Origin of the sequence: Rufibacter roseolus (genome assembly GCF_017916365.1) — a bacterium.
Taxonomy (GTDB): Bacteria; Bacteroidota; Bacteroidia; order Cytophagales; family Hymenobacteraceae; genus Nibribacter; species Nibribacter roseolus.
On the sequence record NZ_JAFMSU010000001.1, the window covers coordinates 1,132,840 to 1,159,023 of the forward strand.

Consider the following 26,184-nt stretch of genomic DNA (forward strand, 5'->3'; position numbering starts at 1 on the left):
CCAAAGAAATGAAACTACGCACTTAACTGAAACTGAACTATGAAATGGAAGTACTACCTGCTGGCCCTGGTTTGCGGCTTGTTAACCCAGAGTTGCGGCAGAAAAGATGCCACCACCCAGGAAACCGCCGTAAAACCCAGAACCGTCTGGAGTGTAGACAAAGCCAAAGCCTGGTACAAAGACAAGGGCTTCATCATCGGGCCTAATTTCTCGCCCAGCACCGCCATTAACCAACTGGAGATGTGGCAGGCCGAAAGTTTTGACACCGCCACCATTAACCGCGAGCTGGGCTGGGCGGAGGACCTGGGCATGAACACGGCGCGGGTGTACCTGCATGACCTGTTGTACCAGCAAGACTCAGCCGGTTTTCTGCAGCGGGTGGACACGTTTCTGGACATCGCGCAGCGGCACAACATCAAGCCTATTTTGGTGATCTTTGACTCCGTGTGGGACCCTAACCCCAAACTGGGGAAACAGCGAGAGCCCCGGCCCCACGTGCATAACTCAGGCTGGGTGCAAAGCCCCGGATCTGCCGGTCTGCAGGATTCTACCCAGCACCCGCGCCTGGAGCGCTACGTGAAAGGCGTGATCCGAAGGTTCGCCAACGATGACCGCATCCTGGCCTGGGACATCTGGAACGAGCCAGACAACCTGAACCAGGGCTCGGCTTACGGCAAGCAGGAACTGCCCAACAAACTGGACTACGTGTTGCCTTTGCTGAAGAAAAGCTTTGTCTGGGCCCGCGCCGCCAATCCGGTGCAGCCGGTGACCTCGGCGGTCTGGAAAGGGAACTGGTCAAGGGAAGACTCGCTCACGGCCATCGAGAAAGTGATGCTGGATGAGTCTGACATCATCACCTTCCATAACTATGACAGTGCCCAATACCTGGAGCAGCGCATCAACTGGCTCAAGCGCTACGGCAAGCCCATGATCTGCACAGAGTACATGGCCCGGCCCAACGGCAGCACCTTCCAGAGCTCTCTGCCCGTGGCCAAAAAGCACAACGTAGGCATGGTGAACTGGGGATTTGTGGCGGGTAAAAGCCAGACCATTTATCCTTGGGACAGTTGGGACAAAAACTACACCGCTGAGCCCAAAATCTGGTTCCACGATATCCTGCGGCCAGACGGCACGCCGTACAGCCAAGCCGAGGTAGACCTGATCAAAAGCATGACCGGCGTGAGAGAAAAGGCCGTGGCCGCGCAGTGATTTGGTAAAGAGCTGCTCCTGAATAATTGATGATACAACCCAAACTGCTTTCAAAGTGCGGGTACTGTTTTGGGCCTGTTTTAAGAAAAAAGGCGGCAAAAGGGAATCGTGAGAAAGAGAGGGTAGCTGCCAGATGGCGGCGGGTTTTAAAATGAATAATCCCGGCCCGGGCCGGAGGAAGGCGCTATAATAGAAGTATGAATCCCCATTTAAAGAAGTTAGTCTTTTTAGTTGCTTGTGGTGGGTGGCTGCTGGGTTGTAAGTCCAGTGCCACCCTGCCTGCGCCTGTGGCTACAGGTGACCGGGAGACCGCATCCGCGCTTTATTTCACCAACCCCATCATGGACGGCGCCGATCCCTGGGTACTGAAGAAAGACAGCGTGTACTATTCCTGCGGCTCCGGCAACGGCTCTATCTATGTCTCGCAATCTACGAAACTGACCGAATTGGGCAAGCGGGTGCCCGTATGGAAAGCCCCCGCCAGCGGCTGGAATGCGCATAACATCTGGGCCCCCGAGATCCACTACCTACAGGGCAAATGGTACATCTACTACGCCGCCGGGAAAGACCCGGGAGGGCCGTTCATCCACCAGCGCTCTGGCGTGCTGGAGTCTACTACTGATAGTCCATTTGGGCCGTACGCAGACAAAGGCATGCTCTACACCGGCGACAGCCTGCAGAACCCGTCCTCGGTAAGGTGGGCCATTGACGTGTCGCCGTTCTATCTCAATGGGCAGTTGTACGCGGTATGGTCGGGCTGGGAAAAGAATGCCTTGACGGATAGAACCAAGCAGCATCTCTACATCGCCCGGATGAGCAATCCCTGGACCATTGCCTCTAACCGGGCCAAGATCTCTTCGCCCACTGAGCCCTGGGAAACCGGTGGGGAACTGGACCTCAACGAGGGGCCTGAGCTGCTGAAGAAAAAAGAGAAAGCCTTTTTGATTTACTCCTGCCGCGAATCGTGGCTCAAGGAATACCGGTTGGGGCAGTTGACCCTCAAAGACACCTTAGCCGATCCTATGGTGGCGAGTAACTGGACCAAGTCAAGCGCGCCCGTGTTTCAGGCTACCGCCAACGTACTGGGGGTGGGACACTGCAGTTTCACCACCTCGCCGGACAACACCGAGGACTGGATTTTCTATCACGCCAAGAAATCAGAAAAACCTGGCTGGCAGCGCGACATCCGGATGCAGAAATTTACCTGGACGGCAGACGGCTATCCGGTTTTCGGGGAGCCGGTGCCCTCCGGGGTTCCTATACCGGTGCCCTCGGGGCAGAAATAGAACTATCTGAATTGAATTGGTTAACCGTTTACAAACCCAGGGCCGGAACCAACCGGCAGACTGGCATTTCCTTTACCTATGAAAAAATACTTCCTCTCCATCTCAGCCGTAGTGCTGGGGCTATTGGCTTCCTCCTGTCAAAAGAACCAGGGCACTACCTCCCCAGAGACCTCAGCCGCGCCCGTGACCTCCACCCAGGCGGTGACCTACAGCAATCCCGTGCTGCCCGGCGACTACGCCGACCCTTCGGTAGTGCGCGTGGGCGATGATTACTGGGCCACGGCCACCTCTTCTGAGTGGGCACCATTGTACCCTATCCTGCGCTCCAAAAACCTGGTAGACTGGGAGACTGTGGGTCACGTATTCCCCAATAAGCTGCCAGACTGGGCTGAGGCGCATTTCTGGGCCCCCGAGATCACCTATGACAAAGGCAAATTCTACATCTACTACACGGCCAAGAAGAAAGGCGGCAACCTCTGCGTAGGCGTGGCCAGCGCCACCAAAGCCACCGGCCCTTACACCGATCTCGGTCCGCTGGTGTGCCAGGAAGTGGGTTCCATTGACGGTTTCCCCATTAGAGATGAGAAAGGCGACCTGTACCTTATCTGGAAAGAAGACGCCAACAGCGTAGGCAAGCCTACACCGCTCTGGGGCCAGCGCATGAACGAGGAAAGAACCGCGCTCACCGGCGAGAAGTTTGAGCTCTTCCGGAACGAGAAAGGAACCTGGGAAGGCGGTCTGGTGGAAGGCCCGGCCCTCATCAAACGCAACGGCTACTATTACATGTTTTACGCCGGTGATGCCTGCTGCGGACGCGCCTGCACCTACGGCGTGGGCGTGGCCCGGGCGAAGGATATACGCGGCCCTTGGGAGAAATATGCGGGTAACCCCATCATGAAGAAAAACGAAACCTGGACCTGCCCGGGGCACGGCACCGTAGTCTCTGATGGCAAAGGCCGCGACTTTTTCCTGTATCACGCCTACAGCGCCAACAGCACCGTGTACCCGGGCCGCCAAGGCTTGCTGGACGAAATCACATGGGGTACGGATGGCTGGCCATCGTTCAAGAACGGTTCCCCTGCCTTAACCGCTACCGCGCCGTACAACACCAACGCCAAAGAGGAACTGGACATCCAGGAAGAGTTCACGACCAGCACCCTGGCACCCTCCTGGCAATGGTTTGTGGAGCAGACGCCCAAGTTCACGGTGCAGCCGGGTAACGGCGGTCGCTTGCTGCTGCAGGCTACCCCTGAGAAAGTAGGCAGTGTGTTATCAAAGCGCACCATAGAGGCAGACTATACCGCCACCACTGCCGTAAACCAGAAACAATTGGGCCAGGGAGTAGCCGCCGGCTTGGCCGCCATCGGGGACCCGCAGAACGCCATCGGGGTATCGGTGCGGAACGGGGAAATCACGCTATGGACGGTGAAAGAGAATAAAGAAACGGTGCACTCTAAAGTAGCGGCGCCAAAAGGAGATCTGCTGCAATTCAAACTCACCGCCGCCAAAGGTGACCAACTGCAATTCGCCTGGAGTACCGACGGCACCACCTGGAATCCTCTGAACGAAGGCAACCCCCTAAACGGCGATTTCCTGCCACCTTGGGACCGGGGCGTGCGCATAGGCCTTACCGCCAAAGGACCGGTGGGTTCCTCCGCCGTATATGAATGGTACCGGTTGGTGCATTAACTGATGAATTGAAACAATAGCTTATTCTTATTGTCTAAGGGTTTTGGGGCTGTTTTCCAGGAAACAGCTCCGAAACCCTTTTTAATTTGAAGCTGATTGCGGCGGGAAAATTGGCATTGTAGAAGCAATCCCTTGTGGTTGCCCTTGCGCCGGCTACCGCAATACAGGTTGTTGGTGATAACACCAACAACGGCAACAACAGATGATATAGAGCCAACTTCAGGCATGTATTCCGTCCCCCTTCGAAGGGGGTAGGGGAATGATTTCATTGCAAATAATGGCATTCCCAAAGTAGGGGCAATCCCTTGTGGTTGCCCTTCACGTTTGCTGCCACCAAAGGGCAACCACAAGGGATTGCCCCTACAGTTTCGGTTTTCTAGCCGTTTTCCAAAGAATAGGCCCAAAACGTTTCCTTTCTATATTCTTGTCATCCTGCCATTGTTGGTGTTATCACCAACAACCTGTACTGCGGTAGCCTGCGAAAAGGCACATACCGCAGATTTTCCAACTTCCCCACACCTGTCGTTTAGAGGCCCTTTTTCAAAAATTAACCCCTGAACGGCTTGCCTAAGGGTATAAATTCCAGGAAGCGGAGACCTAAAAGCAACCTAAAGTCTGGTTCAGGGTACTACCTAGAGTTGAGGTTTCACACTTGCCAGAATATGGAAAAGGATATAACACTGGCCGAGGATTACTATGCCTTCCAGCGCAAGGAATGGCTGGTGGCCCGGATATTTTGGATTGCCATGTCTTTGGTGCTGGCGGCCGCTGCGCTGGGGCTTTTCGGGAAGGGATTCCTCAGTGACCGGACGGTGACCTCCCATAGGGTTAGGTTTGAGTTCAACAAGTTCATGCGGGTAGAGAAAGGCACCGAGCTCCGGATTCATGTAACTCCCGGCGGGCAGAATGCGCAAGTCAGTTTCAACAATGACTACATCAATAAAGTACGGATTGACCAGATTATCCCTGAGCCGATCTCCGTGGAGGTGAAGGACCACCGGCTGGTATACACCTTCAGTCTGGTACAGAATGGGTTTATCACCTTTTTCCTGGTGCCTTACAAAACAGGTTCCCAGCCCTTGGATGTTAACGTGGGCAATGCGCGCATGGCGGTCAACCAATTCGTCTATTTCTAAAGTTCAACCAAAACTGCTGCTATGGAATCCATCATTTTACGGGCCCTTACTGTGTATATCCTGGTCTTCGTTATCCTGCGCATGGCGGGCAAGCGAACCTTGGGCGAGATGACTGCTTTTGACCTGGTCTTGCTATTGATCATCAGTGAGGCCGTGCAGAATGCCCTGGTAGATGACGATAAATCCATCACCGGCAGCATGCTGGTGATTCTGACCATGGTGTTCGCTGATATCATGGTCTCGCTGGCTACCAACCGGTTCAGGTTCCTGGACAGCGTCATCAACGGGATTCCGCTTATCATTCTGGAGAACGGCAAGCCGCTGCTGGATCGCATGAACAAGGCCCGGCTGCAGGAAGACGATATTCTGGAGGCCGCCCGCAAAACCCAGGGCCTGGAGAACATGGACCAGATCAAATACGCCGTGCTGGAAAAGGACGGCTCTATCAGCATCATCCCTTTCCACTTGAATGAAAACGGCATCAAGCCCAACATCATCAAAGAATCCTAGCCAAAGCAAATTGTAAAGCCCTGCCGAGGCTCAAAACCAAGAGCGGTGTTTCAGGCCTGATTCTGGGAAAACAGACCTGAAACACCGCTCTTATTTATTTGTAAGGAAAATAATTTACGCCTCCATATCTGCGGTGAGGTGGTGGTAGTCTTTGATGACGGTTTTGAGGAACTCGCGGTCGGTCATGGTAGGGTTCACGCCCATGACTTCTTTGGCGCGTTCCGCGATGCGGTTGAGCAGGGCCTCGTTCTTGTGCTCAATGGCTTTGGCCAGCAGTTTGCGCACCAGCGCCATGTCTTTGTCTGAGAGCATGGCCACCTCGGGGAACACAATGGTGTAGTTTTCCTCCAACTGCACCTGAAACAGGTTCTTTTTCTGCACGGCGGTGGTTCTGATCACGCTGGTACCCGCCGCCACATCGCCCAGGCGCTGACCCTTGCCGGTGATGGCGATGGTAGCAATGGCCACAATGCCGTAGAAAAAGATATCAATGGGCCGCAGAAGCCAGCGCAGCAGGTAATCCCCGATGCTGGGCGACTGTCCGCTCAGTTTGATCACCTTGATGTCTCGGGCTCTTTTTCCAAGGCTCTGGCCGTTCATGAAAATCTCGCAGAGCAGGTCGTAAAAGGTATAAGGTAGCATGGCCAGAACGGCCGCTACAATGTAAGTTGCCTGGGGTACCTCGGCGGGAGCTAATACCAGGATAAAAACCAGAGCGCAGATGGTAAACCAGCCCATGCCCACCAACGCGTCAATGATATAGGCCAGGATTCTGTCACCCACGCTTGCGATCTCATACTCTACCTCCACATTCTGCGTGGTCCTGATTTTGATGGTTTCCATTTACTTGGTCAGCTGCTTTATTAACTTGCCTAAGTTAGATATATTTGGAAGGAAACAAAAAGACCAGGCATGCGCGAGGCCGCTTTCATCAAACAGAATTCAGCTAAATGGAAACGGTACGCCACCGAGCCCACGTCTAACCCAGATGAGCTCGCCGACCGCTTTATTGAGCTCACCGATGACCTGGCCTTCGCCCGTACCTTCTACCCGGATTCTGACAACACAGACTACCTCAACAGCCTCACCGGCAAGGTGCATCAGGCCATTTACCGGAACAAGAAAGAGAAAGGCAACCGCTTTGTGCTGTTCTGGAAACAGGAGTTGCCTTTGCTCATGGCGCAGTACCACCGGCAGTTGTTCTATGCGTTCCTCATTTTTGCGGCGGCCGTTTTCATTGGGGCGATTTCTGCGGCGTATGATGACACCTTTGTGCGCCTTATCTTGGGTGATCAGTACGTGAACCAGACCGTAGACAACATCCGGAAGGGTGATCCCATGGCGGTCTACAAGCAGGCCGATGAAACCATCATGTTCCTGACCATTACCTATAACAACATCAAGGTGGCGTTCATCGCCTTTGCCATGGGTGTTTTACTTTCTGCGGGTACTTTCTGGATTTTGCTCAAAAACGGCATCATGCTGGGCGCCTTCCAGTACTTTTTCTACAAGCAGGGGCTGTTGCTCAGCTCCATGCTCACCATCTGGATTCATGGTACCCTGGAGATCTCTGCCATCATCATTGCCGGGTGCGCCGGTTTTGTCATGGGCAACAGCTTGCTCTTTCCCAAGACTTTCTCCCGGTTGGAATCTTTCCGGCGCGGGGCTAAAGACGGGATGAAGATTGTGGTGGGGCTGGTGCCTATTTTTATCATGGCCGGTTTCCTGGAAGGTTTTGTGACCCGCCATACCCAGATGCCCCTGTTCGCCAGTTTGCTCATTATTGGGGGCTCGGCGGCATTGATCGTTTTTTACTTTCTCTTATATCCTTACTGGCTGCAAGCTAAGTTACCTAATGAAAGACCAGTTGATTGAGTTCAGGCTAGAGCGTGATTTAAGCCAGAAACTGAATGCCACCATTGCGTTTCTGCGGCAGAACTTCAGGCCGCTTTTCAAGTGCATTATTCTGTTTGTGGTGCCCTTTGCGCTGCTGGCGGGAATCTTCTCGGGTATCTACCAAAGTACCCAACTGGAAGAGCTTTCAGGGGCGGTGGAGTATGGGTCCATGGGGGCGTACACGTTTGCCCAGACCGTGAACTCGGCGCATTACTGGGTGAGCCTGTTTTTCTCGCTGGTGAGTTTTGTGCTCTTGAGCCTCACCATCTATTCTTACATGCTGCAGTATATGCAGCACCGGGGCCAGGTTGATTCTGCCCAGGTGTGGGAAGGAATTAAAAGCAACTTTATTCCGGTGCTGTACTCCAGCGTGGGCGTGATGCTGATAGGCATTCTGGCCACCTTGCTGCTGGTGCTGCCGGGTATCTACGTGGCGGTGGCGCTGTGTATGTTCGTGCTGGTGATGCTGCACGAAGAAGTAGGTTTCCTGGATGCCGTGGAGCGCTGTTTTTACCTGGTCAAAGGCTATTGGTGGCCCAGTTTCGGGTTTCTGCTGTTGCTGGCCTTGCTGCAGGGTGTCATCGGGTTTGTGGCCTCGGTGCCGGCCATGGCGCTGTATATCCTGCGTATTCTGCACTTGCCGGCCGGCGAGAGTGATGTGTTGCTGGTGATCGCCACTTCCTTCACCACCTTTATCAGTTTACTGCTGTATGCGCTTAGCCTCACCGGTGTGGCTTTCCTGTATTTTGACCTGGTGGAGAAGAAAGAAGGCGTGGGGCTGCTGGAGCAGGTAAACCAGATTGGTGCCCAGCGGGAGACATCTTTAGACCTGTTATAATCCTGCCTGTGCGCTTTCCCCGGCTTCTATTCTTCCTGCTTTTTCTGTGCTGTATGCTCAGCGGTAACACCTCCGTTGCAGGGCCGTCTCAAACGCCGGCCCCGGCGGCTGTTGCGCCATTGCAGCTGCGCTACCCCGATGCCAAAAAACTGCAGGAACTCCGCGAGAACAAAGACTTTCAGTATCAGCAGGACATCCGGCCAGATATGTCTTTCTGGGAGCGTTTCTGGCGGCGCGTAGGCGATTTCCTGAACAGTCTCCTGGGCAAAACCTCTTACAACGGCTTCTGGAAGTACGTGCTCTACGCCATTGCCATTGCCACCACCGTGTTTGTCATTTTGAAGCTGTTCCAGGTAGATTTCTCGGGCCTGTTCGGCAGAAAGCCGGCGGCGGCTGCCCTATCCTATGAGACCTACCGCGAGAACATCCACGAGATAGATTTTGCGGCCCTGCTGGAGGAGGCCGAGGCCCAGGGTGATTACCGCCGCGCCATCCGGTTGTACTACCTGCGCACTTTGAAAACCCTCACCGATGGTGGCTTTATTGACTGGCGGCCGGGTAAAACCAACTGGAGCTATGTACATGAGCTGCAGAACTCGCCTTTGCAGAAGCCATTTGAACGCGTGACCCAGCTGTTTGAGTACGTGTGGTACGGCGGCTCAGCGGTAGACGAGCAGAAGTTTTTGGCCGTAAGAAACTCGTTCCAGCAGTTTAACCAGTCTTTAGTAAAAACGGCATGAAAAACTACCGTTTATACGCGCTGGCCCTGGGGCTGCTTTTCGCCGTTTTTGTAGTGGTGGAATACTATCGGCCTAAACCCATTGACTGGAACCAGACCTTCTCCAACAAAGACAAGATTCCGTACGGCGCCTATGTGCTTTTTGAGCTCTTGCCAGACCTTTTCCCTGGTCAGTCTGTTACCTCCGTCCGGTTACCGGTGGTGAACCAGGTAGAGGAAAACAGCATACTTAGGGAAGATAGCACGGCAGCACCGGTGAATTATCTGTTTGTCAATGGGGCTACGCAATTAGACAAGCTGGAGCTAAAAACGCTGCTCCAGTTTGTGGCGCAGGGCAGCAACGTTTTCATCAGCTCCCACCATTTCTCCCGACCGCTACAAGACACCTTGGGCTTTAAACTGGAGTTCGCGCCCAAACATGATTCCCTGGGACTGGTTTTCACGCACCCGCAGCTTTCGAAGAACAAACCGGTGCAGTATGCCTGGGACAAGGTGAACCGCACCATCACCCTGAACGCAAACCACGCAGCCACCGTGCTGGGCAAGAACACGGCCGGCGGCGTCAACTTTGTGCAGATCCGGTTTGGGAAGGGAAGCTTTTACCTCAGTTCGGTGCCATTAGCCTTTACCAATTACCACGTCATCCATCCGGTGCAGAGTAAGTACGCGGCGCAGGCGCTGTCGCATTTGCCGGTGAGGCCCGTGTGGTGGGACGAGTACCAGAAGCAGGGCGCCGAGGGCGATGACTCGGTGTTCAGGGTGCTGCTGAGCCATGAAGCTTTGGCCTGGGCGTATTACCTTGCCTTAGGGGGTCTGCTGCTTTTTGTGTTGTTTGAAAGCAAACGCACGCAGCGCATCATTCCCGTGGTGGAGAAACCCAGGAACACCACGCTGGAATTTGTGCGCGTCATCGGGAACCTGTACTTCAACTACCGAGACCATAAAGTCATTGCCGAGAAGAAAATCAATTACTTTCTGGAGTACCTGCGCCTGCATTACTTTGAATCTACCCGGGTGCTGGACCAGGAACTGCAGACCCGCATTGCCCATAAGTCTGGGATTGCCACCTCAGAAGTAAGCGAGCTTTTTCGGCTTATCAACTACGTGCGCGCCACTGATACCCTGGAAGATCATAACCTGTGGCAGTTGAACAAACAATTAGAAAGCTTTTACCGGCAAGCTAACAGCCGATAACGAATAAACATGGAACCACTAGAAGAAGCCGCGTTAGGGCTGGCACCACAAACAGATTTCTCTGACCTGCAGCAGGCCGTAGGGCAAATAAAGGAAGAACTCCGCAAGCGGATCATCGGGCAGGAAGCCTTTATTGATCTCCTGCTGGTCGCTATCCTGGCGGATGGGCACGTGCTCATTGAAGGCGTGCCGGGCATTGCCAAAACCTTGACTGCCAAATTGCTGGCCCGCACCATTGACGTGGGTTTTAACCGCATCCAGTTCACCCCAGACCTGATGCCCTCTGACGTGCTGGGAACCTCGGTTTTCCACCCTGGTACGGCTACTTTCCAGTTCAAGCAGGGCCCTATTTTCTCCAACATCGTGCTGATTGACGAGATCAACCGAGCCCCGGCCAAAACGCAGTCTTCCTTGTTTGAGGTAATGGAAGAGCAGCAGATCACGCATGACGGGACTCAGTACGCCATGGCCGATCCGTTTATTGTGCTGGCTACCCAGAACCCCATTGAGCAGGAGGGTACCTACCGACTGCCCGAGGCCCAGCTGGACCGTTTTATGTTCAAGATTCTGGTGCAGTACCCGTCTCTGGCCGAGGAGGTAGCCATTTTGGGTGTGCACCACAACCGTCCGGCTCTGCAGCAGACCCTGGACGAGATCCGGCCCGTACTCACCGCTGAGAAGGTGTCCATGCTTAGAAAGCAGGTACGCGAGGTGCACGTAGATACCAAAGTGCTGGAGTACATTGCCCAACTGGTGGTGCAGACCCGCGCAAACAAGTCACTGTACCTGGGCGCCTCGCCGCGGGCATCGCTGGCCCTGCTCAACAGCGCCAAAGCGCTGGCCGCCATCAGGAACCGCTCCTTCGTAATTCCCGAGGACGTGCAGGAACTGGCCCCATCTGTCCTGCGCCACCGCATCCTGCTCTCCCCTGAACGCGAGATGGAAGGCGCCACCCCAGACGATGTCATCAAACAGATCATTCAGAAGACCGAGGTTCCCCGGTAACAGGCTTGCCGGTTTTGCTGTAGCTTTTGCTTCGTCTTCTATTTTAAACTTAGATAAGGGGCCACGCATTCCGTCCCCCTTCGAAGGGGGTAGGGGGATGACAAAGGCCGTTCAAATAGCAAAATACCATTTCTACAAAGCATCCACCAAAAACCTGTTTTAAACCCGTTTTCCTCAAATCAACCCTAAAACGCTCAACCCCTGAAAGCACTCATCTCCTTTTTTAACCGCCTGTATTTCACCAGGTACTTCTTCTACGCCTTCTCAGCGGCAGTAGGGTTGTTTGTGCTGGCTTTCTTTTTCCCGGCCTTTTTGTTCCTGGTGAAGATCCTGTTTGGGGTGCTGGTGCTGTTTGTGCTGGTAGACATGGCCGCGCTGTTTCGCCATCAGGAGGGGATTTCGGCGTCACGCAGTATGCAGGAGAAGCTTTCCAACGGGAGCGAGAACCCGGTGTACCTGTACGTGGAGAACCGCTATGGTTTTCCGGTACGGCTGGAGGTGATTGAGGAGCTGCCGTTCCAGTTCCAGAAGCGTGATGCGAGTTTCCTGGTGCAGGTGCCGCCCGGCGAGACGCACGTGATTGAGTACCTGCTGCGGCCGGTGCAGCGCGGCGTTTATTCCTTTGGGGCCACCAACGTGTTTGTGAACGGGCCCTTGCAGTTGGTGCGCCGCCGGTACCAATTCGGGCAGGGACAGGAAGTGCCGGTGTACCCCTCGTTCCTGCAACTGCGGCAGTATGAGTTGTTGGCGGCCTCGCAGCACCTCACGGCCATGGGTATCAAGAAGGTGCGGAAAGTAGGCCACAGCGCCGAGTTTGAGCAGATCAGGTCGTACGTGGCCGGCGATGACCAACGCACCATCAACTGGAAGGCCTCGGCCCGTAAGGCGGAGCTGATGGTGAACCATTACCAGGATGAGAAATCGCAGCAGGTGTATTGTCTTATTGACAAGGGCCGCGTGATGGAAATGCCGTTTGCCGGTTTAAGCCTGCTGGACTACGCCATCAACGCCACGCTGGTACTCTCCAACGTAGCCTTGCGCAAGGAAGACAAAGCCGGACTCATCACGTTCTCAGACCAGATCGGGTCAATGCTGCCTGCTGAGCGCCGGGCCTCGCAGTTGCAGAAAATCCTGGAGTTGCTCTACAGCCAAACGACTAAATTCCAGGAAACAGATTTCCAGCGCCTGTACGTCACCGTAAGGTCCAAGATAAAACAGCGGAGCCTGCTGCTGCTCTTTACCAACTTTGAGACGCTGAACGGCGCCAAGCGCCAGCTGCCGTACCTGCGCAAACTGGCCAAGCACCACCTGGTACTAGTGATCTTCTTTGAGAACACCGAGACCCGTGCCCTGCTGGAGAAACCCGCCGACAGCACCGAGGAGATCTACCTGAAAGCCGTTGCTGAGAAGTTTGCCTATGAGAAGCGCCAGATTGTAAAGGAATTCACGGCCCACGGCATCCACTCCGTCTTAACGCCACCAGACAAGCTCACCGTCAACACCATCAACAAATACCTGGAGTTCAAGTCCCGTGGGCTGCTGTAGGGTAGGGGCAAATTCCTCTTTTGGGCGCCTTATTAGAAAATCGGCCCAGAAAAAGGAATCGTCACTAGCCCTGCCAAAAGCACCTAGATCAGGTCAAAGGCACGGGCGTACTGCGAGATTTCGAAAAAGGAATGGGTATTTAGTTTTGTCTTGATGTTGCGGCGGTGGGTGTTCACGGTCTTCTCTGAGATGTACATTTCCTGCGAGATCTCCTGCGAGCTTTTGCCCAGGGCTACCAACCGCAGTACTTCCCGCTCGCGCGGACCCAACAGGGCGAACCTCTGGTAGTGTTGGCGCAGGAAAGCGTTCTCTTCCAGCACCCGGTTTATCTTGGCCGTGACGTGGTTCATAGGATTTACCGCAATGGCAATGGTGATGGAGAGCAGCGGCAAGTCTTCCTCGTCACGCATGAAGATCTTAACCGAGCTCAGGTGAAGCATCCAGTCTTCCTGGTCATGGAAGCGCACCTGCTGGAAAAAGGAGAGGACCTCGTCCGGGTCATTGCGGCTAAGCAGCCCCTGAATGAGTTTAGGGATATAATCGGCAGACTCTATGGGGTTGAAGAACCGGGAGTGAAATTCCGCACCCATCTGCTGCAGCTCTTCCAGGGTAGTCCCAATCTGTCGGAGCCCCCTGAGGGACATATACTCCACCGCCAGGTCTTTCTGGATGTTGTGGATGACGACCACGCCGGGCAACAAATCGGCGAAAGCCGCTATCTCAGATATTTTTTCCTCAATCTTTTGCCGAAGGCATACAGGGGGAGATGCTTTCATTGGTCTGTGGGCTAGGGGATGTCTATTGTAAAAATAGATTTTTTGGTGAATTTATATCCATCTTACCCGGCAGAGACTTGAAATAAATACCTCTAAAGTTAAAAAACAGTATTTAATCTGGAGAAAAGGACGGTGAAAGTACCAGGAAGGCTTAAAAACTGAAGAGCCACTTCCAAGTATTATCTTGTAGGTGGCTCTTCTGGATAAATCAATGTGCCCACCAACCTAAGGACAAGCGGCGGGTTCGGTGAGTTACTGGGGGAAGTAGGAGTATTTACTTTGCTGCCGCAGAAAGGCTTTTTACCTCCTGTAAGAACTGGTCTACCTGCTCTTCGGGGGTCGCCCAGGAGGTGATTAATCTAATGGCCGAGACTTCTCCGGGCATTTTCCGCCAGACAAAAAAGCCGTAGTTTTTAGAAAGTTGGGCAATAAACGCATCTGGCAGGATGGGGAATATCTGGTTTGTCTCTGACTGGGTCAGGAAAGAGTAGCCGAGTTCCTGCAGTTGCCGGGCTATTTTTTGGGCCATGGCGTTAGCGTGGCCCGCCAGGTGGAACATGAGGTTGTCGCGCAGCAGCTCCGCGAACTGAATTCCGAATAATCGGCCCTTGGCCAGCAATGCGCCGCGCTGTTTGATGTAGTATTTGAAGTCCTTGCGCAGGCTGGCATTACAGATCACAATGGCTTCGCCGATCAACCCTCCGCTTTTGGTGGCACCCAGGTAAAAGATATCGGTGAGGGCGGCTACGTCTGCCAGCGTGAGGTCATTGTTCTCCGCCGACAAAGCCATGGCCAGGCGGGCGCCATCCATGAACAAAAGTAGGTTGTTCTCCTGGCAGAAGGCGTACAGATTGGTTAATTCGTGTTTTTTATAGATGGTGCCAATCTCAGTGGAATTGGAGATGTAGACGATCCGGGGCTTGACGGTATGGTACTCAGGAAACTTATTGAGCAAGGGCCTGATGAGGTCTGGGCTTAATTTTCCGTCTGGGGTGGGCACGGTTTCAATCTTATGCCCGGTAGCTTCAATGGCGCCCGCCTCATGGTTGTTGATGTGCCCCGTCTCGGCGGCAATCACAGACTCATAGGTTTTAAGGAAAGCACTCAGCACAATAAGGTTCGCCAGCGTGCCACCGGCCACCAAATGCACATCCAGATCGGGTTGTTTGCACAGAGCCTTGATGGCGACCACAGACTCCAGGGAGAAGGCATCGTTCCCGTAGCCGGCCTGCTGTTGCGTATTGGTCTCGGTTAGTCTTTGTAGGATATTAGGGTGACAACCCTCGCTGTAGTCATTGGTGAAACTATAAAGCATGGTGGTTTTGCTATCTGGAAATTGGGGATTGGACAAAGATACAGCAGCGCACCACAAGTTTACCGGTTCCTAGCCCCTAAACTTAAAAAGAGAAAGCAGGCGGAAAGCCTGCTTTGGAAAGTGAAGAAGTCTGAGAATGGGGCTGTCCGATAGTATCTATGCCGTTGCCACACCGGAATTTTTAGGTCTGGTGCTTTCTGCGTTTCTGGCAAGATTGGCCTTCTTCTTGGTTTTCTTCTTTTTGTTCCACCACACCAGAAACCCGGTAATAGGCAAACTGGCACAGATGAGGCTGATGGAAAACGCCAGGATTTTGCCCGGCAAGCCCCAGACCGCCCCAATGTGGATGTCATAGTTGAGCATGGTCAATTTGTCTGCGGTATTTGCCTCTGTATAACGGTCGCCCTGCACCCGGTAAAGCGCCACCGTGTACTGGTCATAGTAATACTCGTTGCGGTTGTACCAGGAACCTTGGTTCTGGTAGGCGATGATTTCAAGGGCATCGTCCTTGTCTTCCAGAATAGGCGTCATGTAAAAGCCCTGTGCGTCTGGTTCTACGGCGATGGTTTTGTACCAGGCCCGGTCCAGCGCCGATACCGTATTATTGGCCAACAAACCCGCTTTAGTAGTGTCTGAATGCGGATGATGGTGCCCCGGCATCTCTTTTCCGCCTGAGGTCACGTAGTACAGGCCTTCTTCAAACCACTTAAAGCTCCAGACCAAGCCGGTAACCCCCAGCACAAAGGCCAGGATCAGAGTGTAAAAACCCAGGACGTTGTGCAGGTCATAGTTCACCCTTTTGAAACTGCCGCTCCATTTGATTTTGAAGCTTTTGTCGCGGTTAGATTTGTTCCAGCGTTTGGGCCACCACATCACCAATCCGGTAATCAGCAGCACCAGGAAAATGAGCGTACAAACTCCCACAATCGGTCGGCCAATTTCATAGGGTAGCCAAAGGGCCCGGTGCCCATTAATGATGAAGCGGAAGAAATCGAACTCACCCTCTCCCAATGATTGCTGTTTCTTTAAGAATTGGCCGGTATAAGGATTGAGAAAAACAGCCGTAAAATGCCCCTTCTTCTGAAAACCCACTGCGGCAGCGCCTTCGCGGTTGCTATAGGTCAGGCCGGTGGGCTTTGCATTAGGCATGTACGCCAATGCAGTATCCAGTAACTGGCTGGGCGGTACAAAGGCTTTTTCCTGGGCCTCCACAAACCGCCAGGGCTCCAGGGCATCTTTAATCTCCTGCTGAAAAGCGTAAAAACAACCCGTGAGGCTCACGATAAACACCACAATGCCTGATACCAGACCTAGCCAAAGGTGGAGCCAGTCGTTGAGGCGTCTTAGCGGACTTGGGTTGTTTGACTTTTTACTTTTCATGATGTACGCTGGGGAATGGGTAAAGAATACCACCAGCCTCAGATGAATAGGCCAAGGCTGGTGGTAGGTATGTTATTTCAGTCTGGCAATTCCGCCTAAGAAAGAGCCTTCAATCACCGCTCCTTTGGTGGCGGTGGCGGTAGCAATATCGGTCTGGTAGATGTTTACCACCCCATTGGTGGAAATGGCAGTGTATACTTTTCCTTCATCCAGCAAGGCCGCGAAGCTTCTGCCTCCGTTGCCGGTGAACTGAGGCGCATTGGCTACCAGAGTGATGGTTTTAGCTGATAAGTCCACAATGGCCAATCGCAGGTTCTTGTCAGACCATCTGTCTGCCAGGGTAGGAGCTACGGTGGTGATGGCCGCAAACAACTTGTTATTGCCTATGTAGATCGCGTGGGCAATCTTGCCGCCGTTAGGGGCGGTATCTGTGTTGAAGAAGTAGTTTTGGTCAAATTCTGTAGAACCAGCCGCAATACGCAGGATGCCGGCGGGCTTGGTTGATTGGCTGTAGCCGTTATTGTAGCTGCTGTTGGAAACAGTATATAAATCGCCGTTCTCGGTTTTGAAGATACCTGACTGGGTATTGAATGCCCCCGCTGGACCTGTACGGGTGTCTTTGATCACTTTCTGTAGCCCGAAGCCCGGATAGCTATAGATGGCCACGTAGCAGGTATCGGTGTTAGCGGTAGCGTAGGTGGTATGGTTCACCGGATAGAAGGTCTGGAACAGTTGGTTGCCTCTTACTCTCATGCCGGTATGGAACAGCCAATCTCTGTTGCTGGGGTGAATGCTGTTCATGGGAACATCGGCTCTGCTGGTGATGGCGTTGGAAGCAACGTTCACCGTGTAGAATTTGGCATTAAGGCCAGCCGTTGGCGAAGCAGGTAAGGATACGCCCACCATAGTAGTACCGGTTCCGTCTGGATCTATGAAGTCATTGTTGGCCAGTTCAAAGGTAAGACCAGTTTTGGTGGTCAGTTGGTTAGAGGAATTGAGTGTAATGGCATTCACATCAGTTACGCCTAACCCGCCAATGCTATAGAAAGTGCCTCCCCCGAACGCGTAATCACGGTAGCCAGACTGCAACAGGCCGTTTCCGGTCAGAGAAATGGTGCCGCTCATGAGGTTGCTGGTCTGCACCACGTAATTGGTGGTGGAGGTGGAAGTGGTAACTCCTACTCCCAGGGCATACACTTTGTCTGTTCCAGTACCCGGCGTAGGATCGTCGTTCTCGTTATCGCTACAGGAAAAGGAGGTAAAGACCACTCCTGCAAAAAGGCTTATTCTGGCTAGTTGTTTGATCACTGATTTCATTTAGGTAGTTATTGGTTGGTGATTATTTGCTGATAAAGTATCTGGCCCTTAAGAAGAAGGAGCGACCCGGCTTCTGGAGCAGGTAATTATCAAAGAGTTTGCTGTCGGTCAGGTTCCGGGCCTCCAGGGAGAGGCCATATTTGCCGCCATGCAGCGTGTAGTTGATCATGGCATTGTGGGCTACCTGGCGCGGAATCACATCCTGGTTGTTAGATCCCAGGTGCTCCGGCGTGAAGTAGTATTCCTCCACGTAATTGAGGTTGTAATTGAGGGTAAGCACGTTGTTTTTTGTGCCCAGATCAGTGAAAGAATACCCTATCTCTGCGTTCCCAAACAGGTAAGGCATGTTAGGGATGCGGTAACCGTAGCCCAGGTTCCTGTAGACGGTGGTACCTGTGAGATTGGTGCTGGTCAGGAATTCCTCTCTGTCCACAATGCTTTGGTAGGTGAAGTTCAATCCCATTTGGAGCCTGTTTTTCCAGGAATACCGGAAATCGCCTTCCACTCCGTTGGTCACCACGTTCCCCATGTTGATGTACTGCCGGTCAATAGGCTGGGCTTGCCTTTGGTCCAACCGGATGTAATCATCTGAATTTCGGTAGATATAATTGGCCTCCAGGGCGAATTGGTGATCTGGGTGGGGTTTGAAGGAATACATGGCCCCTGCGTTCACGTTGTCGCTGTTCTCAGGCTTCAGGGCAGAGTTTCTCCGGACAAACAGACCGTCTCCCAGCAATTCAATCGCCTCAGGCAGGCGGTAGGTATGCTCATAAGAGGCTTTCAACTGAAGTTGGGGCAGGATGAAACCGCCCAGCGCTGTTCCATAGCCGATGTTATTGGTTTTGGTCTGGATGGGCTGATAGTTTGGCTCACCCGTTCCGTCAGAGACCTGCTCAAAGGAACTGGCATCTAAAAGGTAGAGCTTAGAAAAGGCCGTAGCGGTAAAACGTTTCTTGTTCAGCTGCCAGGCAAGGCCCATTACCTGTTTGTTCAGGGCTTGTGGGTACCGGAAAGTCACGTTTTGCGGATCTTCCACGTCACTTGATTTCCGCCCGAAGTCAGACAAGACATAGTTGAAAGAAAGGGAGTGGTCAGGAAAAAGCGCGTAGCTGAGGTTGGCGGTTACCAGGCCTTCACTGTCTCGGTTCTTCAGCTGCGTCCGGACAAACTCAGCCGTGCTGGTTACTTTCGTTTCCCGGTTCCAGTTGTATTGCAGGCGGGTGGTGTCTACAAACCGGTTGTGCGTTATATTGTAGGCGCTGTACAGACTCAGGTCCAGGCCGTTCACAAAGAGATTCGCTTTACGGTACTTCACCGTCGGGATCACAGAGGAAGAGCGGGTAGTTCTGGCGCCAAAGACCTGTTCCATGGTCACGCCTGTCTGGATCTCCTTGTCATTGCCTGAGGCAATCAGTCCTACCAGGAAAAGGTCGGCATACTTCTTTCCGGTGAGGCCGCCTTCCAACTGAAGAGTCCCCGATTTATAGGCATCATGGAAACGCTCTACTTCTCTCGTTGCTTCTTTTTGGCCGGTGGTAAGGTTGATAGGCTGCACATCCACCTTATAGTTATTGTCTGAGTAGTTGTAGAAAGCGTTTGCCCGGAAAGTTAGCCCGCTTTTGAGATTGGTGAAGGCACCGTTCACAGCGGCTTTGTGGGTATTGAAAGACCCGAAGCCGTAAGAGAAATCCAGAAAGTTAGGGTTGGCCCGCGTCACGATGTTCACCGCACCGCCCAAAGCGTCTGCTCCCAGATGAATAGGAAGTACGCCCTTGTAGACTTCTATCCGTTCGGCCATGGTCACCGGCAGATTGTTAAGCGTCAGGGAAGAGCCGAAGTTATCCATAGGGATGCCGTCCAGGAAGAATTTGACCTGTTTTCCGGAAAAGCCATTCAAAGAGAAACTGAAGTTAGAGCCCACGCCCCCTTCCTCCCGGATGCGGATGCCGGTAGTTCTGTTCAGGGCCTGGTTCAGATCAGCGGAGGTGCTGTACAGCTTCCTGGTATCCAGCACGGTCACGTTGAATCCTTCTTCTTTGATAGCGGTATTCTGCGTTTTTCCGGTTACCAGTACCTCATCCACGTTCAGGCTTCCAGATAGCGCAATCGTGCCCAGGTTGGTGGTGTGGCCAGGTGAAATGTGAATCCTGCTCGTTTTTGAGGAATAGCCCACAAACGAAACTACCAGGTCATAATCACCCTCAGGAGCAGAGAGAGAAAAAAAACCGTCAGCATTGGTCTGAACCGCAGCCTCGGTGCCTTTGATAAACACGTTGGCGAACTCAATGGCCTTGCTTCCGGTGTCGGTTACCTTCCCTGAGACTGTTCCGGTGTTTTGGGCATATCCAGCCAAATAACAGGTGAGAAGTAAGAAGAATAGGGCAAAGAGCCCTTTGGAAAAAGGAATGGTAAGCTTTATATATGGCAGTGAGGGAAGTACTCTCATATTGCTCATCAAGTCGATAGCTCAATAATTAGACTAATTCTAAATAATGACACAATATTAGGCCATACAACTTAGAATCCCAAGTTATTTAGAATGATTCTACAGTAAATAGAAGATGAGCATAGACCAACTGCAGAAAGGCAGAGGAAGATGGCTTGAATAGTTAGTTAATGGAATACACCATCATAGGCATCACTCCGGTACTCAAGCCATAGGAGTGATAAAGAAGTGTGTGAACTATGTGCAAACAAAAAAGCCACTTACAAGTTTTATCTCGTAAGTGGCTTTCTTTTAAGCTCCCCCTCTTGGGCTCGAACCAAGGACCCCATGATTAACAGTCATGTGCTCTAACCGACTGAGCTAAGGAGGAGTTTATTACTTTCTGGCCGTGTGACCTTGAATGATGATGCAAAAGTAGGGGCTATTCTGATTGTGTGCAAGTCTTAGCAAATAAAATTTTCATGATTTCTGATAAGTGGCTGAAAATGAAATCAGAAAATTTTCTGTTTAGGGGCTCTTTATTTGAAAATAGCCCCTAAACAGAGGCAGTGCCGCGAAATGCTTTTACCCCGCTGTTCTAGATTGCCTCAAATTGACGCAGGAAACGGGCATCGTTCTCAGTGAACAGGCGCAGGTCCTTGATCTGGTACTTGAGCATGGTGATCCGCTCAATACCCATCCCGAAAGCGAAGCCAGAGAACTCCTTGGAGTCGATGCCACAGTTTTCCAGAACCTGAGGGTCTACCATGCCTGAGCCACCAATCTCCACCCAGCCACTGTGCTTACAGATATTGCAGCCTTCGCCTTTGCAGATAAGACAAGTGATGTCAATCTCAGCGCTGGGCTCAGTGAACGGGAAGAACGACGGACGGAAACGGATCTGGGTGTCTGGCCCAAACAACTCCTGCACGAAGTAATATAAGGTATCTTTCAGGTCTTTGAAGCTCACGCCACGGTCCACGAACAAGCCTTCTACCTGGTGGAACACACAGTGCGCTCTTGCCGAAATGGCTTCGTTCCGGAATACGCGGCCTGGAGACAGCGTGCGGATAGGTGGCTTTTGGTGCTCCATCACGCGCACCTGCACACTGCTGGTATGCGTGCGCAGCAGCATGTCTGGGTTCTTGCTCAGGAAGAACGTGTCCTGCATGTCGCGAGCGGGATGGTTCTCAGGGAAGTTCAACGCCGAGAAGTTGTGCCAGTCATCCTCCATCTCGGGGCCTTCAGACACGTTAAACCCGATGCGCTCAAAGATCCGGATGATCTGCTCCCGCACGCGGGCCAGCGGATGCCGGGTGCCCAAGGCATTAGGCACAGGCGGTAAGGTGAAATCAAGGCCCGCCAGCGCATCTGGTGTGGCATTCTGCTCCAGCGCTTCCTGCACGGTGTCCATCTTCTGCTGCGCCAGCTGCTTGAGCTGGTTCAACTCCTGGCCTACCTGTTTGCGCTGCTCAGGGGCAACGGTTTTCATCTCGTCAAACAGCGCAGCAATCTGGCCTTTGCGGCTCACATACGTATTCCGGAAAGTTTCCAGTTGCTCTTTGTTCTCTATAGCATAGGCCTCTACCTCTTGGGTCAGCCGTTTAATGTTCTCCAATAGCATAGCGCAAAGATAAAGAAGTAATGGTGAATGCGTAAGGTTTTGTAAGGAAGAGCAGCGGCTAGCTGAGCTTGTTGATATGATTTACGCCTGTTTTACGGAAATCGGCTCCTAAACAGATTGCAGGGAAGTGCTTAGGTAGCCTTTCCCTTGTAATTGGCTTAGTTTCTTTGGGAGAATGGTTTGAAGCTGGTGCATCACGGCAGTTGCAAACTGCCGGCCATGGTGGGTCCAAGTCGCAGACTTGAACCATGTCATATTATTCAGAAGACCTCACAGGTTTTCAAAACCTGTGAGGTCTGGGTCGTTCCTGCTAGCGCATTCCCAATTCCAGCCTTTCGGTGGAGCGCCTTGTCAGGTTCCGGTGCCGTTAGGCATTGCGACTGAAAGGAGCAAAGGAAGCTGGCGCAGCGCGAGACCGGAAGGCGGGGCCTCGCGGCCGTGAGCGCACGGAGAGAAACGATGCAACAAATCAGGTTATGCACCCACGCAAATAACGGCGCCACGCCAGCGAAAGCGGACTACAATCCCACAAGAAAACTGAAAGTAAACAGCTCCGCCATGCTAACGCAAACAGACCAAACAAACACAAAAGCATCGGTAAAAAACAAATTACCTCCGTTTACCTACGCCCACCCGCCATTCACCTACTTTCTCTGGGGCTTAGCCTAATTCCCGTTGTGGCGCGCAGCGGTTCTGCCTAGTTTTGGAACATAAATCAGCAAGGTTATGGAAAATCCGAACATAAAACGAGTAGGCGATTACCGGCACTGGGAACGACCTATGGGCAAAGGAGGCCGGGTGGCCGCCGGGTTATTGATCATTGGGGTTGGCGCTATGTTGCTGGCCTACCAGATGAACGCTATCTTCTTGCCGAGCTGGGTTTTCTCCTGGAAGGTGCTTCTAATTGTGATAGGGCTGTTTTCGGGGATCAGGCATTCGTTCCGCAATCCCGGATTCATTGTGCCCATCATCATTGGGGGCGTGTTTCTGTTGGAGGACCTGATGCCTGGTATTCGGCTCAGAAATTTTTTATGGCCGATCATCCTCATGGTGGGCGGTCTTTGGCTTATCTTCAAACCACGGCACACCTGCGAGAAACACATGAAGAACGTAAGGCGCTTCGGACCGCAGGGACCTAACTTCAACCGGACTAATTCCCCCAACGAGAGCTTTTCCAAAGACGACTTCCTGACGGCCACCGCGGTGTTTGGCGGCATCACCAAAAACGTGATCACCAAAGACTTCAAGGGCGGCGACATTGTGACCTTCTGTGGCGGGGCCAAATACAACCTCACCCACGCCGACATGCAGGGAGAAGTGATTCTGAACATCACCGAGTTCTTCGGGGGGGTGAGCCTGATTGTTCCGCCCCACTGGCGGGTTCGCTCTGAGGTGGTCACCATCTTCGGGGGAGTAGATGATAAGAGAGGCTTCGTGGAGGCGGCCCTGGAATCAGACAAAGTACTGGTATTGAGGGGAACTGTGCTCTGCGGAGGCATAGAGATCAAGAGTTACTAATGATATCGGTTGCGCCGGCTTACGGGGCAAACAACTGCTTGACTATGTCTACCTTCAAGAATATTCTGCTGTACCTGGGTTGGGCCTTGCTGTGGGCCCTGGTGCAAACCGCGGTGATTTACCAGGCGGGTTTCCCGGTAGAGCTAGCTTGGAAAGACGCCTCTTTAAGCAGTGGTCTGGTGGTGAGCAGCGGATATGTGATGGCCTTGGCGCTTCGGTTCTATAGGCCGGGCGGACGGCAGGTGGTGTATTTGATGGGCTGGAGTTTGGGCGTGGCCATGATCAGCCTGGTGCTCTGGGACACCGGAATGGAGTACCTGCTGGGGCCGCAAACAGAATACCTGGCCTTTGTGGATAAAACGTTCTTTGTGCGGCTGGCCTTCGCGTGGCTCATGATATTGTTTATTGTGTTGCAGAACTGGCTCTGGTTTTATGCCCGCGAGAAACAGGAAGCCGAGGAGCGCAAAGCGGCCACTGAGAAACTGGCCCGCGAGGCCGAGCTGTTCAACCTGCGGCAGCAATTGCAACCGCACTTCCTGTTCAACAGCTTAAACTCCATCAGTGCGCTGGTGAAAACCCAGCCCGACCAGGCCAAGAAAATGGTGCAGCAACTCTCTGATTTTCTCAGGGGAACCCTGCGGAAAGATGACCAGACCATGGTACCCCTCGCCGATGAACTGCAGCACCTGCAGATCTACCTGGAGATTGAGAAAGTGCGTTTCGGGCACCGGCTGCAGACCCAGGTAGATTACCAGGAAGAGAGCCTGCAAGGGACTTTGCCTTACCTGTTGCTGCAACCCATCGTGGAAAACGCCATCAAGTTTGGCTTATATGATACCATTGACGATATTTTAATCAAGATTACCGCCACCCTCCAGGATTCCATGCTGGTCATCAGCACCCTGAATCCTTTTGACTCCGCGCTGCTGCAGCACAAGCAGGGCACCGGTTTCGGGCTGGACTCGGTACGGAGGCGCCTGTACCTGTTGTACGCCCGCACCGATCTGCTCACCACCCACCAACAAGACAACGTTTTCATCACCACCGTTAAAATACCTCAGAAATTATGATCAAGTGTCTGGTAATTGATGATGAACCCCTGGCGCGGAGCATTGTCTGCGAGTACCTGCAGAAGTACCCAGATATGGAGATGGTGCAGGAATGCAACAACGGTTTTGAAGGCGTGAAAGCCATCATGCAGCATCAGCCGGAGCTGGTGTTCCTGGACATCCAGATGCCCAAGATCAACGGTTTTGAGATGCTGGAACTGGTGGAGGCGGTGCCGGGCGTCATCTTCACCACCGCCTTTGACGAGTACGCCATCAAAGCCTTTGAGACCAACGCCGTGGATTACCTGCTCAAGCCTTTTACCCAGGAGCGTTTTGATGCCGCTTTAAAGAAATGGCGCCAGAAACAGCAGCAGCCGGTACCAGAGACTACGGTGAAAGTGCTGGAAGAAGTGCCCGCCAAGCAGCCCGAGGAGCAGGTGCGCATTGTGGTGAAGGTGAACAACGACATCCGGATCATTCCGGTGCAGGACATCCACTATCTGGAAGCCTACGATGATTACGTGAAGATTCATACTGCCAACGGCTGTTTCCTGAAGAAGAAAACCATGGGCTACTATGAGAAAACCCTGGAGAACCGCCAGTTTGTGCGGGTGCACCGGTCTTACATGATGGCCCTGGACCAACTCACCCGCATTGAACCCCTGGAGAAGGAAACCCACGTGGCCCTGCTCCGCAACGGTACCCGCCTGCCCCTGAGCAAAGCAGGTTACGCCCGCCTGAAAACCGTGCTGGGTATTTAGCGCCTGAAAACCCGAAAAAAGCACCAAAAAATATTTCTAAGAATAAGCCTAAACCCCGGCCGGAAGCCTGGGTAAGGGAACCGTTTTAGGGTTGCTTATGCAAAAACAGCCTCAGAACGGCACCAGTCCTGATAATGATGGTTCCGGTTTTGGTACTCGTTTCCGGGATGTTTTTGAGGGTATCGGCCTTAAACAGCACTCCGGTAATTGTAGCTCTCTGCTGGTCATTTGAACTCGCTTCGGAAAGTTATAAAATCAGATAATCAATGGTTTAGGGCGCTGAAAACATTTGTGATGGAAACTTTGGGAACAAGAAAAGTTTCCATAGGTTTACCCCCGATCAACGGAAACAAATGGAAATCAGAGACAGGATATTGCAGGAGGCACTAGCCCTTTTCTTTCAGAAAGGGATCAAGTCAGTTTCAATGGATGATGTAGCCGCGCGTTTGGGGGTGTCTAAAAAGACCATCTACAAATGGTTCGCTAACAAAGACGAGGTGGTGTTTGAGGGCATGCAGCAGTACATCAAGGGCATGGAAGGAACCTGCAGCCAGGCGCTGGCCTCTACAAGCAACGCCCTGGAAGCCATGTTCCAGATTGTGGAGATGGTACGCGGGCTCATGCGGCAGATGCACCCCAGCATTTTCTATGACCTTCAGAAATATCACCCCACCTCCTGGGGGCTGTGGCAGGAGCATAAAAACAATTTCTTTTTAAAGCAGACCAAAGAGCACATCCAGCGCGGCATCAAAGAGAAGCTGTTCAGGGAAGATATTGACGTGGAGATTCTGGCCAGGCTGCGCCTGGCGGAGGTGGAGCTGGGTTTTGATTCAGAGACTTATCCGGCCACCCGGTTTGACTTGCAGAAAGTGCAGATAGCGCTGCTGGAGCATTTCATGCTGGGGCTGGCCACCCTTAAGGGGCATAGATTGATCAATCAACATAAACAGATCACTGAAGAAGACTAAATGT

The 26,184-nt window shown here is 52.8% G+C and carries 23 protein-coding genes and 1 tRNA gene; 15 read left to right on the forward strand and 9 right to left on the reverse strand.

The genetic code is table 11. The annotated features are described in order from the left end of the window. The first annotated feature begins 39 nt into the window (after positions 1–39). From J3P35_RS04695 to J3P35_RS04705, 3 genes are all read left to right on the forward strand, one after another. Positions 40–1,209: a cellulase family glycosylhydrolase gene (locus J3P35_RS04695; RefSeq protein WP_210463202.1), complete on the forward strand. Its 1,170-nt coding sequence runs from the start codon at positions 40–42 to the stop codon at positions 1,207–1,209. Positions 1,210–1,406: 197 nt separating this feature from the next. Further along, positions 1,407–2,495, forward strand: coding sequence for a glycoside hydrolase family 43 protein (locus tag J3P35_RS04700; RefSeq protein ID WP_210463203.1), 1,089 nt, complete (start codon positions 1,407–1,409; stop codon positions 2,493–2,495). Positions 2,496–2,573: 78 nt separating this feature from the next. Further along, on the forward strand, positions 2,574–4,184 hold the full coding sequence (locus J3P35_RS04705; protein ID WP_210463204.1) for a family 43 glycosylhydrolase: 1,611 nt from the start codon (positions 2,574–2,576) through the stop codon (positions 4,182–4,184). Here the strand turns inward: J3P35_RS04705 and J3P35_RS04710 are convergent. After that, positions 4,181–4,534 (reverse strand): hypothetical protein, encoded by a 354-nt coding sequence (locus J3P35_RS04710; protein ID WP_210463205.1) that lies wholly within the window; start codon positions 4,532–4,534, stop codon positions 4,181–4,183. The genes J3P35_RS04705 and J3P35_RS04710 overlap by 4 nt on opposite strands. A gap of 312 nt (positions 4,535–4,846) precedes the next feature. Between J3P35_RS04710 and J3P35_RS04715 the strand changes: the two genes are divergently transcribed. Both J3P35_RS04715 and J3P35_RS04720 read left to right on the forward strand, forming a co-directional pair. Beyond that, on the forward strand, positions 4,847–5,320 hold the full coding sequence (locus J3P35_RS04715) for a hypothetical protein (RefSeq protein ID WP_210463206.1): 474 nt from the start codon (positions 4,847–4,849) through the stop codon (positions 5,318–5,320). 21 nt (positions 5,321–5,341) lie between these two features. Continuing rightward, positions 5,342–5,830: a DUF421 domain-containing protein gene (locus J3P35_RS04720; RefSeq protein ID WP_210463207.1), complete on the forward strand. Its 489-nt coding sequence runs from the start codon at positions 5,342–5,344 to the stop codon at positions 5,828–5,830. A gap of 114 nt (positions 5,831–5,944) precedes the next feature. Here J3P35_RS04720 and J3P35_RS04725 read toward each other — a convergent pair whose 3' ends face one another. Then, on the reverse strand, positions 5,945–6,673 hold the full coding sequence (locus J3P35_RS04725; RefSeq protein WP_210463208.1) for an RDD family protein: 729 nt from the start codon (positions 6,671–6,673) through the stop codon (positions 5,945–5,947). Positions 6,674–6,742: 69 nt separating this feature from the next. Here J3P35_RS04725 and J3P35_RS04730 point away from each other — a divergent pair, with 69 nt between their 5' ends. The 6 genes from J3P35_RS04730 to J3P35_RS04755 all read left to right on the forward strand — a co-directional run bounded on the left by J3P35_RS04730 (position 6,743) and on the right by J3P35_RS04755 (position 13,047). Then, entirely contained in the window at positions 6,743–7,705 is a 963-nt protein-coding gene (locus tag J3P35_RS04730; RefSeq protein WP_210463209.1) for a stage II sporulation protein M, read from the forward strand. Continuing rightward, the gene (locus J3P35_RS04735) at positions 7,686–8,564 is read left to right on the forward strand and encodes a hypothetical protein (protein ID WP_210463210.1); all 879 of its coding nucleotides are present in this window, start codon (positions 7,686–7,688) and stop codon (positions 8,562–8,564) included. Before J3P35_RS04730 ends, J3P35_RS04735 begins: the two co-directional genes overlap by 20 nt. A 53-nt stretch (positions 8,565–8,617) precedes the next feature. After that, positions 8,618–9,304 carry a DUF4129 domain-containing protein gene (locus tag J3P35_RS04740; protein WP_210463211.1) on the forward strand — a complete coding sequence of 229 codons (687 nt, stop codon included), beginning with the start codon at positions 8,618–8,620 and terminating at the stop codon, positions 9,302–9,304. Continuing rightward, the gene (locus J3P35_RS04745; protein WP_210463212.1) at positions 9,301–10,497 is read left to right on the forward strand and encodes a DUF4350 domain-containing protein; all 1,197 of its coding nucleotides are present in this window, start codon (positions 9,301–9,303) and stop codon (positions 10,495–10,497) included. The genes J3P35_RS04740 and J3P35_RS04745 overlap by 4 nt, the downstream gene beginning before the upstream one ends. 9 nt (positions 10,498–10,506) lie before the next feature. Next, entirely contained in the window at positions 10,507–11,502 is a 996-nt protein-coding gene (locus tag J3P35_RS04750) for an AAA family ATPase (protein ID WP_210463213.1), read from the forward strand. Positions 11,503–11,787: 285 nt separating this feature from the next. Then, positions 11,788–13,047 (forward strand): DUF58 domain-containing protein, encoded by a 1,260-nt coding sequence (locus J3P35_RS04755; RefSeq protein ID WP_317195354.1) that lies wholly within the window; start codon positions 11,788–11,790, stop codon positions 13,045–13,047. A gap of 83 nt (positions 13,048–13,130) precedes the next feature. Here the strand turns inward: J3P35_RS04755 and J3P35_RS04760 are convergent, their stop codons facing one another. The 7 genes from J3P35_RS04760 to pheS all read right to left on the reverse strand — a co-directional run bounded on the left by J3P35_RS04760 (position 13,131) and on the right by pheS (position 21,884). Further along, the gene (locus J3P35_RS04760) at positions 13,131–13,823 is read right to left on the reverse strand and encodes a helix-turn-helix domain-containing protein (RefSeq protein WP_210463214.1); all 693 of its coding nucleotides are present in this window, start codon (positions 13,821–13,823) and stop codon (positions 13,131–13,133) included. 274 nt (positions 13,824–14,097) lie between these two features. Further along, complete coding sequence (locus J3P35_RS04765) at positions 14,098–15,138, reverse strand: threonine aldolase family protein (protein WP_210463215.1); 1,041 nt, start codon at positions 15,136–15,138, stop codon at positions 14,098–14,100. Positions 15,139–15,294: 156 nt separating this feature from the next. Continuing rightward, positions 15,295–16,518, reverse strand: coding sequence for a PepSY-associated TM helix domain-containing protein (locus tag J3P35_RS04770; RefSeq protein WP_210463216.1), 1,224 nt, complete (start codon positions 16,516–16,518; stop codon positions 15,295–15,297). A gap of 72 nt (positions 16,519–16,590) precedes the next feature. Continuing rightward, positions 16,591–17,835, reverse strand: a complete 1,245-nt coding sequence (locus tag J3P35_RS04775) for a DUF4374 domain-containing protein (protein ID WP_210463217.1) — start codon at positions 17,833–17,835, stop codon at positions 16,591–16,593. Positions 17,836–17,857: 22 nt separating this feature from the next. Further along, positions 17,858–20,188 carry a TonB-dependent receptor gene (locus J3P35_RS04780; protein WP_210463218.1) on the reverse strand — a complete coding sequence of 777 codons (2,331 nt, stop codon included), beginning with the start codon at positions 20,186–20,188 and terminating at the stop codon, positions 17,858–17,860. A 389-nt stretch (positions 20,189–20,577) separates the two neighbouring features. Continuing rightward, positions 20,578–20,651: transfer RNA gene (locus J3P35_RS04785), tRNA-Asn, on the reverse strand. Between the two features lie 207 nt (positions 20,652–20,858). Further along, positions 20,859–21,884, reverse strand: coding sequence for a phenylalanine--tRNA ligase subunit alpha (gene pheS / locus J3P35_RS04790; protein ID WP_210463219.1), 1,026 nt, complete (start codon positions 21,882–21,884; stop codon positions 20,859–20,861). 726 nt (positions 21,885–22,610) lie between these two features. Here pheS and J3P35_RS04795 point away from each other — a divergent pair. From J3P35_RS04795 to J3P35_RS04810, 4 genes are all read left to right on the forward strand, one after another. Further along, complete coding sequence (locus tag J3P35_RS04795) at positions 22,611–23,402, forward strand: LiaF transmembrane domain-containing protein (protein ID WP_210463220.1); 792 nt, start codon at positions 22,611–22,613, stop codon at positions 23,400–23,402. A gap of 44 nt (positions 23,403–23,446) precedes the next feature. Then, positions 23,447–24,472 carry a sensor histidine kinase gene (locus tag J3P35_RS04800; RefSeq protein WP_210463221.1) on the forward strand — a complete coding sequence of 342 codons (1,026 nt, stop codon included), beginning with the start codon at positions 23,447–23,449 and terminating at the stop codon, positions 24,470–24,472. After that, positions 24,469–25,212: a LytR/AlgR family response regulator transcription factor gene (locus J3P35_RS04805; protein ID WP_210463222.1), complete on the forward strand. Its 744-nt coding sequence runs from the start codon at positions 24,469–24,471 to the stop codon at positions 25,210–25,212. The genes J3P35_RS04800 and J3P35_RS04805 overlap by 4 nt, the downstream gene beginning before the upstream one ends. A 353-nt stretch (positions 25,213–25,565) precedes the next feature. Beyond that, positions 25,566–26,180 (forward strand): TetR/AcrR family transcriptional regulator, encoded by a 615-nt coding sequence (locus J3P35_RS04810; RefSeq protein ID WP_210463223.1) that lies wholly within the window; start codon positions 25,566–25,568, stop codon positions 26,178–26,180. Positions 26,181–26,184: the final 4 nt, after the last annotated feature.

Coding starts and splice junctions, on each gene's coding strand:
- J3P35_RS04775 (WP_210463217.1), bottom strand. CDS start 17,835: ATGAAATCAGTGATCAAACAACTAGCCAGAATAAGCCTTTTTGCAGGA.
- J3P35_RS04730 (WP_210463209.1), top strand. CDS start 6,743: ATGCGCGAGGCCGCTTTCATCAAACAGAATTCAGCTAAATGGAAACGG.
- J3P35_RS04795 (WP_210463220.1), top strand. CDS start 22,611: ATGGAAAATCCGAACATAAAACGAGTAGGCGATTACCGGCACTGGGAA.
- J3P35_RS04705 (WP_210463204.1), top strand. CDS start 2,574: ATGAAAAAATACTTCCTCTCCATCTCAGCCGTAGTGCTGGGGCTATTG.
- J3P35_RS04695 (WP_210463202.1), top strand. CDS start 40: ATGAAATGGAAGTACTACCTGCTGGCCCTGGTTTGCGGCTTGTTAACC.
- J3P35_RS04805 (WP_210463222.1), top strand. CDS start 24,469: ATGATCAAGTGTCTGGTAATTGATGATGAACCCCTGGCGCGGAGCATT.
- pheS (WP_210463219.1), bottom strand. CDS start 21,884: ATGCTATTGGAGAACATTAAACGGCTGACCCAAGAGGTAGAGGCCTAT.
- J3P35_RS04735 (WP_210463210.1), top strand. CDS start 7,686: ATGAAAGACCAGTTGATTGAGTTCAGGCTAGAGCGTGATTTAAGCCAG.
- J3P35_RS04750 (WP_210463213.1), top strand. CDS start 10,507: ATGGAACCACTAGAAGAAGCCGCGTTAGGGCTGGCACCACAAACAGAT.
- J3P35_RS04715 (WP_210463206.1), top strand. CDS start 4,847: ATGGAAAAGGATATAACACTGGCCGAGGATTACTATGCCTTCCAGCGC.
- J3P35_RS04800 (WP_210463221.1), top strand. CDS start 23,447: ATGTCTACCTTCAAGAATATTCTGCTGTACCTGGGTTGGGCCTTGCTG.
- J3P35_RS04720 (WP_210463207.1), top strand. CDS start 5,342: ATGGAATCCATCATTTTACGGGCCCTTACTGTGTATATCCTGGTCTTC.
- J3P35_RS04760 (WP_210463214.1), bottom strand. CDS start 13,823: ATGAAAGCATCTCCCCCTGTATGCCTTCGGCAAAAGATTGAGGAAAAA.
- J3P35_RS04765 (WP_210463215.1), bottom strand. CDS start 15,138: ATGCTTTATAGTTTCACCAATGACTACAGCGAGGGTTGTCACCCTAAT.
- J3P35_RS04770 (WP_210463216.1), bottom strand. CDS start 16,518: ATGAAAAGTAAAAAGTCAAACAACCCAAGTCCGCTAAGACGCCTCAAC.
- J3P35_RS04740 (WP_210463211.1), top strand. CDS start 8,618: ATGCTCAGCGGTAACACCTCCGTTGCAGGGCCGTCTCAAACGCCGGCC.
- J3P35_RS04700 (WP_210463203.1), top strand. CDS start 1,407: ATGAATCCCCATTTAAAGAAGTTAGTCTTTTTAGTTGCTTGTGGTGGG.
- J3P35_RS04725 (WP_210463208.1), bottom strand. CDS start 6,673: ATGGAAACCATCAAAATCAGGACCACGCAGAATGTGGAGGTAGAGTAT.
- J3P35_RS04745 (WP_210463212.1), top strand. CDS start 9,301: ATGAAAAACTACCGTTTATACGCGCTGGCCCTGGGGCTGCTTTTCGCC.
- J3P35_RS04810 (WP_210463223.1), top strand. CDS start 25,566: ATGGAAATCAGAGACAGGATATTGCAGGAGGCACTAGCCCTTTTCTTT.